Source organism: Allocoleopsis sp., assembly GCF_036703385.1.
Classification (GTDB): Bacteria; Cyanobacteriota; Cyanobacteriia; order Cyanobacteriales; family Coleofasciculaceae; genus Allocoleopsis.
Window position 1 is genome coordinate 13,078 of sequence record NZ_DATNPA010000145.1, and the last position, 14,170, is coordinate 27,247.

General features: G+C 47.5%; 12 protein-coding genes and 1 tRNA gene. 9 read left to right on the plus strand and 4 right to left on the minus strand.

What is annotated here, in order from left to right; all coding sequences use genetic code 11:
• Window positions 1-136 precede the first annotated feature (136 nt).
• Window positions 137-1,609 (plus strand): DUF3370 domain-containing protein, encoded by a 1,473-nt coding sequence (locus V6C93_RS07265; RefSeq protein WP_333475986.1) that lies wholly within the window; start codon window positions 137-139, stop codon window positions 1,607-1,609.
• A 250-nt stretch (window positions 1,610-1,859) separates the two neighbouring features.
• A complete protein-coding gene (locus tag V6C93_RS07270) occupies window positions 1,860-3,683 on the plus strand; it encodes a multicopper oxidase family protein (protein WP_333475987.1) in 1,824 nt (607 codons plus the stop codon).
• Window positions 3,684-4,121: 438 nt separating this feature from the next.
• Here the strand turns inward: V6C93_RS07270 and V6C93_RS07275 are convergent, their stop codons facing one another.
• Window positions 4,122-4,496: a hypothetical protein gene (locus tag V6C93_RS07275; RefSeq protein WP_333475988.1), complete on the minus strand. Its 375-nt coding sequence runs from the start codon at window positions 4,494-4,496 to the stop codon at window positions 4,122-4,124.
• 315 nt (window positions 4,497-4,811) lie between these two features.
• On the opposite strand from V6C93_RS07275, the gene V6C93_RS07280 reads away from it, so the two are divergent.
• From V6C93_RS07280 to V6C93_RS07300, 5 genes are all read left to right on the plus strand, one after another.
• Window positions 4,812-6,236, plus strand: coding sequence for a DUF3370 domain-containing protein (locus tag V6C93_RS07280; RefSeq protein ID WP_333475989.1), 1,425 nt, complete (start codon window positions 4,812-4,814; stop codon window positions 6,234-6,236).
• Between the two features lie 182 nt (window positions 6,237-6,418).
• Window positions 6,419-6,940: a Ycf51 family protein gene (locus V6C93_RS07285; protein WP_333475990.1), complete on the plus strand. Its 522-nt coding sequence runs from the start codon at window positions 6,419-6,421 to the stop codon at window positions 6,938-6,940.
• A 157-nt stretch (window positions 6,941-7,097) separates the two neighbouring features.
• A complete protein-coding gene (locus V6C93_RS07290) occupies window positions 7,098-8,291 on the plus strand; it encodes an iron-containing alcohol dehydrogenase family protein (RefSeq protein WP_333475991.1) in 1,194 nt (397 codons plus the stop codon).
• A gap of 240 nt (window positions 8,292-8,531) precedes the next feature.
• Complete coding sequence (locus tag V6C93_RS07295) at window positions 8,532-9,743, plus strand: aspartate aminotransferase (RefSeq protein ID WP_333475992.1); 1,212 nt, start codon at window positions 8,532-8,534, stop codon at window positions 9,741-9,743.
• A 234-nt stretch (window positions 9,744-9,977) separates the two neighbouring features.
• Window positions 9,978-10,382 (plus strand): MAPEG family protein, encoded by a 405-nt coding sequence (locus V6C93_RS07300; RefSeq protein WP_333475993.1) that lies wholly within the window; start codon window positions 9,978-9,980, stop codon window positions 10,380-10,382.
• 190 nt (window positions 10,383-10,572) lie between these two features.
• On the opposite strand, the gene V6C93_RS07305 is transcribed toward V6C93_RS07300, so the two are convergent.
• A tRNA-Thr gene (locus V6C93_RS07305) sits at window positions 10,573-10,644 on the minus strand.
• Window positions 10,645-11,003: 359 nt separating this feature from the next.
• On the opposite strand from V6C93_RS07305, the gene V6C93_RS07310 reads away from it, so the two are divergent.
• Window positions 11,004-11,348, plus strand: coding sequence for an NIL domain-containing protein (locus tag V6C93_RS07310; RefSeq protein ID WP_333475994.1), 345 nt, complete (start codon window positions 11,004-11,006; stop codon window positions 11,346-11,348).
• 122 nt (window positions 11,349-11,470) lie between these two features.
• On the opposite strand, the gene V6C93_RS07315 is transcribed toward V6C93_RS07310, so the two are convergent.
• Window positions 11,471-12,118 (minus strand): response regulator transcription factor, encoded by a 648-nt coding sequence (locus V6C93_RS07315; RefSeq protein ID WP_333475995.1) that lies wholly within the window; start codon window positions 12,116-12,118, stop codon window positions 11,471-11,473.
• Between the two features lie 326 nt (window positions 12,119-12,444).
• Window positions 12,445-12,999 carry a ferredoxin gene (locus V6C93_RS07320; protein WP_349262638.1) on the minus strand — a complete coding sequence of 185 codons (555 nt, stop codon included), beginning with the start codon at window positions 12,997-12,999 and terminating at the stop codon, window positions 12,445-12,447.
• A 606-nt stretch (window positions 13,000-13,605) separates the two neighbouring features.
• Between V6C93_RS07320 and groES the strand changes: the two genes are divergently transcribed.
• On the plus strand, window positions 13,606-13,917 hold the full coding sequence (gene groES / locus V6C93_RS07325) for a co-chaperone GroES (protein WP_333475997.1): 312 nt from the start codon (window positions 13,606-13,608) through the stop codon (window positions 13,915-13,917).
• The last annotated feature ends 253 nt before the right edge of the window (window positions 13,918-14,170 follow it).

Genomic DNA, 14,170 nt, shown 5'->3' on the forward strand with positions numbered 1-14,170 from the left:
ATTAGCATTGGGTTGCTGTAGGAGCGATCGCTCTTTGTCTGTATGCCCGCAGGCTCAACCCCACGCACAAAAGAATTAGCTGATTCTAATCGTTGTATCGTAATGTATTTGCGAGTAAATCAACAGCTATCCATCTATGCTGCCGTTTTTGCCAATTTTTACCCTTGCTCAAGCTACCCCAACGCCAGTCACTCCACCAACACCCCCAGTAGAAATTGTACAGCCGCAACAAGTGCGGGTACTACCTGGAAACCTGGATGATGTTCCTGTATTCAACAGCAACAGCCCTGAACTTGTGCAGAAAGAGGGGATTTTACTCTCCACGTTTCCTCCCGACGGGAAAAGTACCCCAACGGCGCACTTAAATTTTCCGTTTAAGGGACGCTTTGATGTATTCGCTCACCATATTGCTAAACCCCCAACACCGGAGGATTTGCGAACTCTCTACTTGGGAATTATTTTGTACAATCCAGGAACGAAGCCAGTCAAAGTCGATATTTTGCAAGCAGCGAGTTACTTGAGTCAACCGGATGCGCCGTTTATTGAGTTGCCGTCGTTTGTCGAGAATCCTGATAGTACTATTTATGCAGGCCCAGGCGATCGCGTTATGAATGATATCCTGCGGGGACGGCGGCAAGTTAATTTTCCCTCCCGCTTGGTGATTCCCCCCAAGCAAAGCCAGATGTTGTTAAATCTACCCCTTCCCGTCCGTACCTTGGAACCCCCACTGAATGGTCGCTCAACCTTAATTCGCTTGCACAGTAATAGGTTAGTTTACGCCGCCAGTCTCGCCCGTTTTGCATCGGTTGATGCACAGAGGAACGAACTCCCCCCCACTTTGGAAGAATGGCAGCAATTATTGGATAAAGGGGAGTTAGCAGGGCCACGCGATCGCGCTCCAACTCCTCCTGACGATACCAGCGATCGCATCATCTATGGTCGTGTTGCAGGCGTTGCCCAAGGTTCTCAATGGCAAGCGAAGTTAACCGATCGTCCTAATGCCCGCTCTTTAAGTATCCCTGCACCCGGACAAGCCTTTTCCTATGGACTGAGTACCCTTCCTGGCGGTCAATTGGGTACAACTCAAAGTCAGAGTGCAAGAATGCTGGTGCGTTATCCAGACACGGCCTACTTTGCTCACGGTAACTATGGAGTGCAATATAGCCTTACCTTGCCCTTGCTGAATCGCAGCAGTAAGACTCAGACGGTAACATTAGCACTTCAGACACCTGTCAAACAAGATGAAAACCAAGGTGGCTTGCGCTTTTTAGAACCCCCCAGCAACCAAGTGTTTTTCCGGGGTACTGTTCAAATTCGCTACAACGATGATGCCGGACTCCCTCAGACTCGCTACGTACATCTGCTCCAACGACGGGGGCAACAGGGGGAACCTTTGGTAACGATCAAGATGCCTCCTTCCGACCAGCGTTTGGTGCAAGTTGACTTTCTCTATCCTCCAGACGCTTCTCCGCCGCAGGTTTTAACGATTAGGACGTTAAAAGAGTCCTCTCCAGCTATGTCTTCGACAAAGATGTTGCAAGATTTAGCTTGTAAAGCCCCAGGGAATCCAAATCACCAGCAAGTGCGATCGCTAATTGTAAACCGCTAAGTGCCCGCTGATAGGCGATCGCTATGTGAGTGTTCTTCCTGATTTTAATCTCCCCGAAGTAACAAAAGAGGGATACATATGAAGAAACCATTCTGTTTTCTTAGCAACTCATCCATTCACAAACAGATACAATTCAAATGTTAAATTTACGTAAAATAAAGCTTAAATTTTCCCGCTATCTTTTATACGTTCGAGTCATAATCAGCCAAACTTTGACAAAGCGTCAAAGTTTACCATTCCTTCATCGACTATGAACATCACCCGGCGTGAAGCCCTCAAACTTGGATTGGCTGGTGGTGGAGTCCTCCTGTCACCTTTGGGATTTGCCAGCAAGGCATGGGCGGCTACAGAAAGATGCAAAGAACCCCTGCCACTGAACACGCAACTCCCTAAACTGAGTCCACCACTATTAGAGCGGCGTTTTGAGGCAGAACTTCCCATCCCAACAGCTCTCCCGCCTGTCCTTAGCAAAACTTACAAAGTGACTCGCAGAGGCATCACCTATGAACAACCCATTGATTACTACCAAATCACGATGGGCAAGCAAAGGGTTGAAATTCTACCTGCGAAGGATGGAAAACCTGCGATTAAGGCTGAATTTTGGACGTATAACGGCATGGTTCCAGGCCCACTGATCCGGCAAGTGAAAAACCGGGAATCCTGTATCCGCTTTATTAACCAGTTGGGTAAGGATGACACTGGAAACGAAATCTGCACATCCGTCCATCTACATGGAATGGCTTCTCTGCCCCAGTATGACGGCTACGCGGAAGACCTAACTTTAGATGGCTATTACAAAGATTATTACTATCCCAACAACCGTGCTTCTATCCTCTGGTATCACGACCATACCGTCCATAAAACCTCGCGCAACGTCTATATGGGACTAGCGGGGATGTACATTGTTGAATATGCAAAAGAAGACTTTTGCGATTCACAGCAAGCTGGATGTTTGCCCAGTGGTGAGTTCGAGGTTCCACTGATCATTCAGGACAAAACCTTCGAGACCTTATCACAGCAAGGAACCAGTCAGGAATGGAAACTCGTTTTTAATGATCGCCGCCAGCAAGGGGTTTATGCAGATGTCATCCTGGTGAATGGGAGATTTTATCCCCATATGACGGTCAAACGGCGGAAATACTTCTTCCGCATCCTGAACGCTTCAGCTTCTCGCACGTACCAACTCACCCTCAGTCCGAAGGAAACAACCCAGGTTTCTGGCAACCCGGTTTACCAATTGGCTGTGGTTGGCTCGGATGCAGGACTTCTGGCTGAACCCGTATATCTCACGGCTCCTCAGGCGTTGCGGATTGGAGTTGCAGAACGTTATGGAGTCATCATTGACTTCTCCAAGTTTCCTAAAGACGTGAAGCAAGTCTACTTAAAAAATATAGCTTTCCCTAGTAATCTCGGTTCCGAACCGTCAGCCCTGATGCGTTTTGACTTGCTCGACGAGCCGGTGACCAATAGTTGTGAGATACCTAATCCCTTGGGTATCATGACAGACCGGAAAGCACTGCAAGACCGCGCCGTTAAAACCCGTACCTTCCGATTTGGACGGAGCAATCAGTGGACGATTAACAATAATGCCTGGAGTCCTAGTCGTGTCGATGCCGATCCTGGTCAGTGTGATATCGAAATTTGGAACCTTGTCAATACAGGAGGTTGGGCACATCCAGTTCACATCCACTTAATCGACTTTCGGGTGATTGATCGCAATGGACAAGCGCCTTTACCCTATGAGACAGGCTGGAAAGATGTTGTTCTACTCAGTCCATTGGAAACTGTTCGAGTCGTCGCCAAGTTCGCTCCCCATCGTGGCAAGTATATGATGCATTGTCACAACATCGTGCATGAAGACCACGACATGATGACCCAGTTTGAGGTGGGCAAAGCAGGGCCCAGCCCGCTTTGTGACCCAGCCAAACCGCTTCCACCAGAGCATCCACTTGGAGAAACCAACCCACCGGCACTCATCGAAGATATACCCTGTACCTGTTTTGAGCCACTGCCGAACAATTGCAATGTGAAGATTGAGCCACCACCCGACTGTAAGGCCGCGTTCCCGCAGTAGATCTTCCCACCTCTACCCCCTCTTCGTAGGCTACGCTGTACACACATCTCCTGAGCAACTTCAAAATGCTGCATTTCGCCCCCCTAACCCCCCAACTTTGGGGGGAACTAGGAGTTCAAAGTCCCCCAGAATTGGGGGATTTAGGGGGCAAGAAAGCCTCGGATACCAACTAGAGAACTTGTGTGTACACCGTAGCTCCTCGTAGGAGGGGGAAAAGGAATAAATTTGTTGTTGGAAGGGGGAAACATCAAAGCCTCTCTCCTACCAGGAGAGAGGTTTTCCACATCCTGTGAAAAGTAAGACGCATAGACACCACATAGGGTAGGGACGCTTTCAACCGCCCAGCTAACGTTAATTTGACACCCATGTCGCGCTATGCGCCCCTACAGATGGTGCTTCAAAGGCCAAGTTGCGTAAGTCCTGTCTTAGTCGGCTGAATTAGGAGCCATACAACGCTCGATTGAATGCTTTGATGGCTTCCATGTCATAAGGGCCAGCTGGCTGAGATGCCTTGCTCTTAGAAGCTGCTTCTGACGGTGATTCTTGGTTGGTACCTTGCTGATTAGCGGTTTCGCTGTCTTTAGAGGTATTTTTTGTAGTGGAATTCCCTGCTTCTGGCGAACTTGATTCTTGAGGTTTTGCAGGCTCTACAGGTTGTACCTCCTCAATCTTAGGCTCACCTACGGGTGTTTGAGCAATGAATCGAACCTGCTGAGGTAAGGGATTACTCAAAGCCGTGTTGGCGGTCAATAGTGTTGAGGCAATACATAAGAAAATGCCTAAAAGTAAGGTTTTCAACATGGACAGTTTCATAGGAGTTTTGATAGGAAAATTATGCTTCAGATCATAGTTCAGCTCTGCTATGGAAGGGGTTTGTCTGCATTCAAACTTTATGTGCGATGCTGTAAACCCAAAAGTGACGACAAGACTGGGTTTCTGGTCACGGGTAACGGCTAACTGTTAAAAGCTATTAACAAAACCCATCCTTCGGATAACGGGTTGAGACTTGATCGCCCAATTGCTGTTTAATAAAATTTAACCCTAAAGGGGTTGACAAAAAGAGCGAAGAAAATCTAGCTTCACTCTTTGCCTGTATGTGTGTGAGGTTTTAAGGAAATTAGTGACTTAATGTTGCATCTATTGCCAATTTTCTCTCTTGCTCAAGCCAATCCCGTACCGACGCCCACTTTCACTCCAAGACCCATCTCAACACCTAAACTAGTGGTGCAACCTCAAGAGATACGCACTTTACCGGGGCAATTGGATAAAGTACCGATGTTTAACAGTAATAGTCCTGAAGTCGTACAGACGGAAGGCATTTTGCTGTCTACCTTTCCCTCAACCGGAAGAACCTTTCCCAAGGCTCATTTAAACTATGGGCTGGTGGGACGCTTTGACTTGTTTTCTCATCATATTGCGCGATCGCAGAAGCGGGGAGATAACCGACTTTTGTATCAGGGAGTAATTGTGTACAATCCCGGCAGCAAACCGGTGACACTGGATATTTTGCAGGCGGTAAGTTATGTGACCAACCCCGATGCTCCGTTTGTCGATTTACCGTCCTACATTGACAACGCTTCAGGTACCGTCTATGCCGGCCCTGGTTCGCGGTTGATGAATGACATTTTACGGGGGATTCATCAAGCCGATTTCCCTTCTCAGATTGTGATTCCACCCAAACAGAGCCAGATGTTGTTCAGCTTACCCATCACGTTGGGGAACTGTCGGTCTACCTTTATGCGACTGCGCAGTAGTGAACCCGTCTATATGGCAAGTTTAGCGATGTATGCTCGTCCTAATCTTGATGCCAAGAAAGACGATGACCTAGAAAAGCCTCTACCTTTAACACCTCCCTCTCCTCCTTACCGGGCACCGACACCGCCAGAATGGGAGCATCTGTTGAATACGGGGAAATTGGCTGAGCCACGCGATCGCATTCCCACTCCTCCCCATAAAGGTGGCGGAGAGATTATTTATGGTCGCGTTGCAGGCGTGGCTCAAGGTTCCGAATGGCGTTCTGATGTAGTCGATGGTTTAGGGCGAAGCGATCTGAGCATCCCCAAACGGGGTAAAGCTTTTTCTTACCCGATCAGTACCGTTCCTAGGGTTACCTTCGGCACTCGGCAAGTTCAAAGCGCTCCCATGTTGGTTCGCTACCCCGACACCGCTTATCGCGCTCATGGCAACTATGGGGTTTACTATAGCCTCACCTTGCCCTTGTCGAACAAGACAGGTCAAGCTCAAACTGTAACAGTGGCAATTCAGACGCCTCTCAAACAAGAAGATCGGGAAGATAAATTGCGCTTTTTAGAACCACCCGATCAGCAAGTATTTTTCCGGGGAACAGTGCGAATTAGCTACAAGGACGACTCAGGAACTCTCCAATCACGCTATGTTCATTTAGTACAGCGACGCGGTCAGCAGGGTGACCCCTTGATTAAGCTGAGGATGCCACCGGGCGATCGCCGCTTGGTAAACGTGGAGCTTCTCTACCCTCCCGATTGTACGCCTCCCCAAGTTTTGACGGTGAGGACATTAGAGCTACCGATTTAAGGATGGGGGAAGACTCTACTCCATAATCAAGGACTCATGTTGACATCCTTTGTTGTTAACCCTAACGGGTAGTGCGGGGAGCTCCACGGGGAAGAAAAGATGAAGGACTAATCTCTAATCCCCTTCTGTGTCAGGGAAGATAAAAGAAAACAGAAAATGAATCAGGACTTGTCAACTTCGTTATGCTAACAAACGCTGATTTTCATAGCTTTACCCAATGGTCAGCGATTCTGACCGTAGTCTGCGGTGTCCTCGCGACACTGGGTTTTATTTTCAAATGGGGCATCCGGTTTCGACTGGTGGGAATTACCAGCTTTATGGGGGTTCTCACAGGGAGTTTATTTGCTTTAGGGTTAGTCCCTTTTAGCCGTAGTGTCATTCCAGGCGCTGTCCCTTTTTCGATGGTGTATGACAACGGTGGGAATCAAACGGTAATTACTGTCCCTGCACAAATTACCGAAACTGAACTGGACGCGACTCTCCGCCAAGCGGCGAGTAACTTATTTTCTTATGGACGCTTGGGTGGCGGGGCAGATAACCAGTTGACGATTCGGGCACGTACTATTATTCATCCAAAACCGGGGGTTTCCAAGCCACTGTTCTTGGGTCAGGCGAAGCGATCGCTCGCTACCCGCGACGATGAACAAATGGCAATTGATATTTACCCCGAAAATTTTGCCCAACTGCCAAAACCTAACGCTTAAGGAATTTTCAGATAGAACAGGTCTTGGTAAGGGCAGGTTCACAGATGCCCTCCGCTAGTGTCAGTCCAAATCTACCAAGTTGAGCAATTTGCTATTTTGATAGTATTATGGTCAACTCGTCAAGATCAAAATTACAATCTCCCAGCAATGGGATGATATGCCTCACCAATCCTCAACTGACTTTTCTGCTACAGGCATGAACCAAGCCCCTACTTCCTTACTGTCCTTAACTGTTGCACCAGCTCAAGTGTTGCGGGGTTACCGAGCACTAGAACAATCTGGAGAAGCGATCGCACGTCTGGGGTACCGCCCCTTAGTGGTGGGAGGCGATCGCACCCTAGTTTCCCTTACCTCAAAACTACAACCCGTCCTAGAACAACAGCAATTGAGCTATTGCTCAGCCTCCTACAGTCCTGATTGCTCTGAAGCTTCCTTAGCCCTACTCCGAGAAGCTGCCACCTCGCATCAAGCCGATTTAATTATTGGTATTGGTGGCGGGAAATCCTTAGACACCGCCAAGCTCTTGGCCCATCAGTGCCAGTTGCCGATTGTTACCATTCCTACTTCTGCTGCCACCTGTGCAGCTTGGACGGCTTTATCCAATATCTATTCTGACGCGGGGGCTTTCTTGTATGATGTCCCCCTGAACCACTGCCCAGACTTACTAATCCTCGATTACAGCCTGATTCAGACGGCACCACAACGCACCTTAGTTGCCGGAATTGGTGATGCCTTAGCAAAGTGGTATGAAGCGTCTGTCAGTAGCGGCAGTTCACCCGTTACCCTAATTATTGCGGCTGTCCAACAGGCAAGAGTATTACGAGATATCCTGTTTCAAAAATCAGCTGACGCCCTTAAACAACCAGGAAGTGAGGCTTGGCAGGAAGTAGTTGATGCTACAGTCCTACTAGCGGGTGTCATCGGTGGTTTAGGGGGTGCTCAGTGTCGGACTGTTGCCGCCCATGCCGTTCACAATGGATTGACGCACATTTTAGCGGCTCACGATGCCCTACATGGTGAGAAAGTAGCCTATGGCATTCTCGTGCAGTTGCGTTTAGAAGAAATGCTTCAGGGGAATCAATTGGCAGCTTCTGCACGGCAACAACTGCTGAAGTTTTATGCTGAAATTGGTTTACCGCAAACCCTTGAAGACTTGGGGTTAGGAAACATTACCTTAGCAGAGTTACGACAAGCGGCTGAGGTTGCCTGTAATCCAAGTTCAGACATCCATCGCCTACCGTTTGAGGTAGTACCCGATCAGCTCATGGCGGCGATGGTTTCTACAACAACGCCAGTTGAGAAAAGTCGTAGCCATTTGAGTTTAACGGTACCCGTTAACGATTCTCAGTAAGCCTGATCTGAACCTGAGGGGGAGGCGAGAAAGTTTTATTGCTTGAATTTTCTACAAAAACAATTTCAACTTCCCCCGCCCCTCCCTTTTGTACTCCTAGCCATCCCAAGAGTTGATAATTCAGGTTCCTCAGCCTAGGAGGCAAACAGCCACATCCATTTAAACTTTGACGATTTTAGTCAGTCGCTCTTGTTGCAATACCTATATAATTTTTAAGTTTAGGAAAAGCCTGGTTTTCTGATGAAGTTAGATTGGATTACCCCAGCCGAGCGTGTAAGTGCCCTGCCCCCCTATGTGTTTGCTCGCTTAGATGAACTGAAAGCGCGTGCCCGTGAGCAGGGACTTGATTTAATTGACTTAGGGATGGGTAATCCCGATGGCTGTGCACCTCAACCGGTGATTGAAGCGGCGATCGCAGCCTTGCAAAATCCCGCTAATCACGGCTATCCTCCCTTTGAAGGCACTGCCAGTTTCCGCCGTGCGATCGCCAATTGGTATCATCGCCGCTATGATGTTGAACTCGATCCGGATAGCGAAGCGTTACCTCTTTTGGGTTCCAAAGAGGGGCTGACTCACCTTGCCCTCGCTTACGTCAATCCCGGTGACTTGGTTTTAGTCCCTAGCCCTGCTTACCCCGCTCACTTCCGGGGGCCGTTGATTGCTGGCGGTACCATCCACAGCCTGATTCTCAAACCGGAAAACGACTGGCTGATCGATCTAGGGGCAATTCCCGATGAGGTTGCCCAACGAGCGAAGCTTCTCTATTTCAACTATCCCAGTAATCCCACCGCCGCTACAGCCCCTCGCGAATTTTTTAAAGATATTGTTGCTTTTGCCCGTAAGCACGAAATCTTACTGGTTCACGACCTGTGTTACGCCGAACTTGCCTTTGATGGTTATCAGCCCACTAGCTTGCTAGAAATTCCCGGTGCTAAGGAAATTGGCGTTGAATTTCACACCTTATCAAAAACCTACAATATGGCAGGCTGGCGTGTGGGTTTTGTGGTCGGGAATCGCCATATTATTCAAGGGTTGCGAACCTTAAAAACGAATCTGGACTATGGTATTTTTGCAGCCTTGCAAACCGCTGCCGAAACCGCTTTGCAGTTACCGGATGTCTATCTCAATGAAGTGCAAGCGCGTTACCGCCGCCGCCGCGATTTTCTCATTGAAGGGCTAGGGGAGTTGGGGTGGACGATTCCGAAAACGAAAGCAACGATGTATCTCTGGGTTCCTTGTACTCAAGGGATGAGTTCAACCGACTTTGCTCTCAACGTCTTGCAGCAAACGGGAGTAGTTGTAACGCCGGGGAATGCCTTTGGTGTTGCAGGTGAAGGGTACGTGCGGATTAGTTTGATTGCCGAGTGCGATCGCTTAGCAGAAGTGCTGCGGCGATTTAAGCAATCCAGGATATACTATCAGCCGGAAGCACTGCTGAAGGCTGAAGGATAAACGTATTCATCGACATTATTCATGGGTTCCGTTGTAGAACCCTAGTAGGATTGAAGATTGTAGGGAGCCATTGGATAATTAGGATCTGTCCAAAACAACTTAGTATCTTTCTATCAGGTGGACATTGCCTAATTTCCTCCTATTTTATATTCCGAACAGAGCTGTTTTTGCAAAAACCATTACGGCGATTTACTATCATTCCCTACATCGATGTAATATCCAGGATGTGCTGCCATGCTTGAAGTAAAAACGCTGATATTTCCGAGTTTCATCACAACGTTTACCCTAATCCTTTACTTTGTTCTTACCGCCAATGTTGGCAGAGCTAGAGCTAAATACAAAGTGCCCGTACCTAATACGTCGGGAGATCCAGATTTTGAGCGAGTGTTTCGAGTCCAACAAAACACCCTAGAGCAACTCATCCTATTTTTGCCCAGCTTGTGGTTATTTTCCTTGTTTGTCAGCCCAATTTGGGGAGCGGGACTTGGAGCCCTTTGGATAATTGGGCGTATATTATATGCTTGGGGTTACTATCAATCGGCTGAAAAAAGAGTACTCGGTTTCGGCATCAATTCTTTGTCTATCCTTGCTCTCCTTTTAGGTTCTCTTGTAGGAATAATTAGAACTTTCATGGCTTGAGCTTGAGTTCAACCCTGCGGTGCAATTACTGATGTCGGTTCATCAAGTTCACATATCTCCTTCTAGAAAAGCTGAAGGCAACAAGAAACCCCCAGAGGAGCGAACCATCTGGGGTGGAACTGTTAAGCCCTATTCTTTTCATTAGCAGAGTGAGCTGCTCCGGAGAGAGTTCTGTATGGATTAACCTGCAAGCTGGTGACAAGATTCGAACTTGCGACCGGCGGTTTACAAAACCGCTGCTCTACCACTGAGCTACACCAGCAACTAAAGTAAGCATAGCAAATTTTGAGGGATTGTCATAGCTATGCCTCACATTTCGAGATTTTAGCACTTTAGCAAATTTTTGAGAGACTACCAAATACAAAAAATATCCAACTACCGCTTATGGAATGTGCCCAAAAAACTACCCTGGTTTATCAAAGCGCCGTAGAAGGTTATTTTGAAAGTACTGTATTCCGAGCGATTAAGTGTATTTTTTGGGGATATGATAGTTCTAGCACGCAAACCATTATGCGATCGCTCGCTGGAAGGCAGACGTCGTATACCTATACTTCAGGCTTGACGCCAAGAAGCTCAAGCCACTCACTACTGAGCAAGAAGAAATTGACTAAGAGGCAACCCATGAAGACCTATAGCACGAATAGCTTTCAAAATAATGCGCTCGACCCGATTGAATTAACCAGCAATACTGATGTTTTAGGAGCTGATAGACCGACCCAAACTCGCATTCGACTGCGCATTCCCAAACAATATAATGAAGAACCCATCATTTCACGCTTAGTTTCTCATCACGGCGTCACCGTGAATATCTCTGCGGCTCTTTTGGGCTCCAATGGGCGAGATGATGGCTGGTTTGATTTAGAACTGCGAGGCACAAGTCGGCAAATCCAGAGTGCTTTGATCTATCTCCATGAAATGGATTTAGAGATTTGGGGTGAATCCAACCAGGAAGAAGATGGCTGGTAATTCAATCCTCCCTTGATGTTGAAAATGTTACTGTCTCCCGGTAAACCCTATGGGGCTATATCGGGAGACTCTTAATACTATTGGGTTGGAATTTAGATTCCTAATCCAAAATCCAAATCCTCTTAGGCCATGCTAGTCTCAATCGCCCAGCGTGCTAATTCTGTACGGTTATGAAGACCTGTCTTACCTAGCATATTAGAAACATGACTTTCAATAGTTCGCTGACTAACATTCATCTGCTCAGCAATTTCTCGATTTCCCATACCCCGTGCTACAAACTGAACCACCTTGAGTTCTGTTGGCGTTAACTCAACATCAAAAGGAACCTGGAGTTTTGCTCCCGTCTCTGTTCCTGTATTGGAATGATGAATCAAACGAGTGGCTTGTTTGAGGGAAGATTCGACCTGTGCTACCAACTCTTCCGGTTCAAAGGGTTTCACCATATAAACATCAGCACCTTTGTTGAGACCCTTAACACGATCCTGACTTTGACCTTTTGCCGAGAGAAATAGTACTGGAATCCAGCTGGTGCGGGAGTCTTGCCTGACATGTTCCACGAGGGCGTAGCCGTCCATCTCCGGCATCATGACATCACAGATGATCATGTCAGGCACTTCCTGGTCTAACACCTCCAGCGCTTCTCGACCATTTTCAGCGGTAATAACTTCGTACCCCCGAAATTCCAGGTAGTCTTTGACTAGCAAGATGAGATTGGGGTCGTCATCAATCAGCAGTAGTCGCTTATTATCTCTGACACCGTTATCTTTCATGTTGTGATACTCGTCCTGCCGGATTATTGAGACGGGTAATAACGTCCTGTGTATTATCCGCGAATTGGTTTAGATGCTACAACCTATTACTATAAACTTGTGCTGAGAGAAACTCTGTTCTTACACTCAATTAAGCACAAAAGTGGCGTGTAAAACGATGGCTTGGAGCCTTATGCCATCGCTAGGCAAGCAGCACCTTTGGTGCTTGAAAGCTTCGCTAATCACTATGCTACAGGGAAATTTCCATAAGTGTCGGGAAGCCTATAAGACCAATTTGCTGAGTTGATGTTTCCTATAAGATTAACTAAGTGTCTCTCCACAGGCTTCTAGGGGACAACTGGTGTGGAAGTCTCCACAACCGTGGTGAGCTGTGGAAAATTGCTCCCAGGCAGTTCTTTCTCCTGTGAGTCTTGGGTAGAGGGTCGAGCAGGTTCTGGCAACGGATGAGTAGCAATAGCATATTCTTCTACAACCTTGTTGCCAATAAAATGCTCCTGAATAATCCGTTCAATGACTTCTGGGGTAGCGTTGCGATACCAGACGCCATCAGGATAGACCACCATAATCGGGCCAACTGCACAAACTCGCAGACAGTTAGCTTTCGTGCGGAAGATGCAGCTGGGTTGAGTCTCTGTTGCTTGGTCAAGGTTGAGTTCTTTTAGGCGTTTTTTCAAGTACTCCCAGGCTTCTAGACCGGCTATTTTTGAACAGCATTTCGGTTTGGTCTGGTCGGCACACAGAAAAATGTGTCGTTGAATTTGATTGATGCCTAAGTTTTTGATATTAGCAGCTAAAGCGCTTTTTTCTGACACCTCATTGAGGGTAGAGGCTTCAGGAGTAGACAATTCCAGTGGAGTTTGATCGGTTTGGTTCGCTTGCATTTCTACGGAGTTGTTTTCTCGAAATATTTCAGCCAAAGACGCCCAAGCGCCGCAACTAGTCCTCTATCTATTCTCATCCATCTGCGCTCAGGTAGCGTCACGCCGACGCTCCTAACATGAATGTCACTGACTTAAGGGAAAAGTGCTCATTCTTCAGGAAAAAACCCGGATTGGGGGGTCCCCCCCCAAACCCCCCACTGGGGGACGGAGTGCCTCCCCCAGACCCCCTGCACAAAGGGTGGTTGGTAAGGTAGGAGAGTTCTTAAGTCAGTGACATTCCTCCTAACATCGCTATCACTAGTGCTGGCATAAATAACCATCCAGTTGAAAAAGCTTAAAAAGCTTACTGTACAAACTTTCTTGCCTTAGGCAAGTATTTTTACTCAAGTGAAAGTCAGGAATTGAGCGTGACGGCTTCAGCGAATTGTTTCTTTACAAAGTACTGCCCATAGCGCTCCAGGCAAGGGTTTGAGTCACCATAAATCGGTGAGTTCGGGAACCCGTACAGAAAAGTTTGTTGCGATCGCATCCCTTAGTTGAGTAAATTAGCACTCAGGAGCTGAGAGTGCTAACTCAGCTCAAAGAAGTAGATCGGGAGAGATTGATATGGCAGCTGTATCTCTAAGTGTTTCCACTGTTAAGCCGTTAGGCGATCGCGTTTTTGTTAAGGTAAGCGCCGCTGAAGAAAAAACCGCTGGTGGTATCTTGTTACCCGATAATGCGAAAGAAAAGCCTCAAGTTGGCGAAATTGTAGCTGTCGGGCCTGGAAAGCGTAATGATGATGGCTCTCGCTCTGAAGTCGAAGTGAAAGTCGGCGACAAGGTTCTTTACTCCAAGTACGCCGGTACCGACATCAAGCTAGGCACTGATGAGTACGTCCTGCTGTCGGAAAAAGACATTCTTGCAGTCGTTAGCTAACACGTTGAATGTAGGCAAGTTGTAAAGTTGGCAAGTTGAATCGTTCAACCTTCAACCCTTCAATCGTCAACTTTCAACATTCACCCATGAACTTTCAACCTTTGTTCAACCTTAAAACATTATATTGACTGAACTCAACTATGGCTAAGCGCATCATTTACAACGAAAACGCTCGTCGCGCCCTAGAAAAGGGCATGGATATTCTAGCCGAAGCTGTGGCTGTAACCCTCGGCCCCAAAGGTCGCAACGTTGT

Excerpts from the sequence above, each read along its gene's own strand:
- V6C93_RS07265 (WP_333475986.1), top strand. The coding sequence starts at position 137 with ATGCTGCCGTTTTTGCCAATTTTTACCCTTGCTCAAGCTACCCCAACG.
- V6C93_RS07270 (WP_333475987.1), top strand. The coding sequence starts at position 1,860 with ATGAACATCACCCGGCGTGAAGCCCTCAAACTTGGATTGGCTGGTGGT.
- V6C93_RS07275 (WP_333475988.1), bottom strand. The coding sequence starts at position 4,496 with ATGAAACTGTCCATGTTGAAAACCTTACTTTTAGGCATTTTCTTATGT.
- V6C93_RS07280 (WP_333475989.1), top strand. The coding sequence starts at position 4,812 with ATGTTGCATCTATTGCCAATTTTCTCTCTTGCTCAAGCCAATCCCGTA.
- V6C93_RS07285 (WP_333475990.1), top strand. The coding sequence starts at position 6,419 with ATGCTAACAAACGCTGATTTTCATAGCTTTACCCAATGGTCAGCGATT.
- V6C93_RS07290 (WP_333475991.1), top strand. The coding sequence starts at position 7,098 with ATGCCTCACCAATCCTCAACTGACTTTTCTGCTACAGGCATGAACCAA.
- V6C93_RS07295 (WP_333475992.1), top strand. The coding sequence starts at position 8,532 with ATGAAGTTAGATTGGATTACCCCAGCCGAGCGTGTAAGTGCCCTGCCC.
- V6C93_RS07300 (WP_333475993.1), top strand. The coding sequence starts at position 9,978 with ATGCTTGAAGTAAAAACGCTGATATTTCCGAGTTTCATCACAACGTTT.
- V6C93_RS07310 (WP_333475994.1), top strand. The coding sequence starts at position 11,004 with ATGAAGACCTATAGCACGAATAGCTTTCAAAATAATGCGCTCGACCCG.
- V6C93_RS07315 (WP_333475995.1), bottom strand. The coding sequence starts at position 12,118 with ATGAAAGATAACGGTGTCAGAGATAATAAGCGACTACTGCTGATTGAT.
- V6C93_RS07320 (WP_349262638.1), bottom strand. The coding sequence starts at position 12,999 with ATGCAAGCGAACCAAACCGATCAAACTCCACTGGAATTGTCTACTCCT.
- groES (WP_333475997.1), top strand. The coding sequence starts at position 13,606 with ATGGCAGCTGTATCTCTAAGTGTTTCCACTGTTAAGCCGTTAGGCGAT.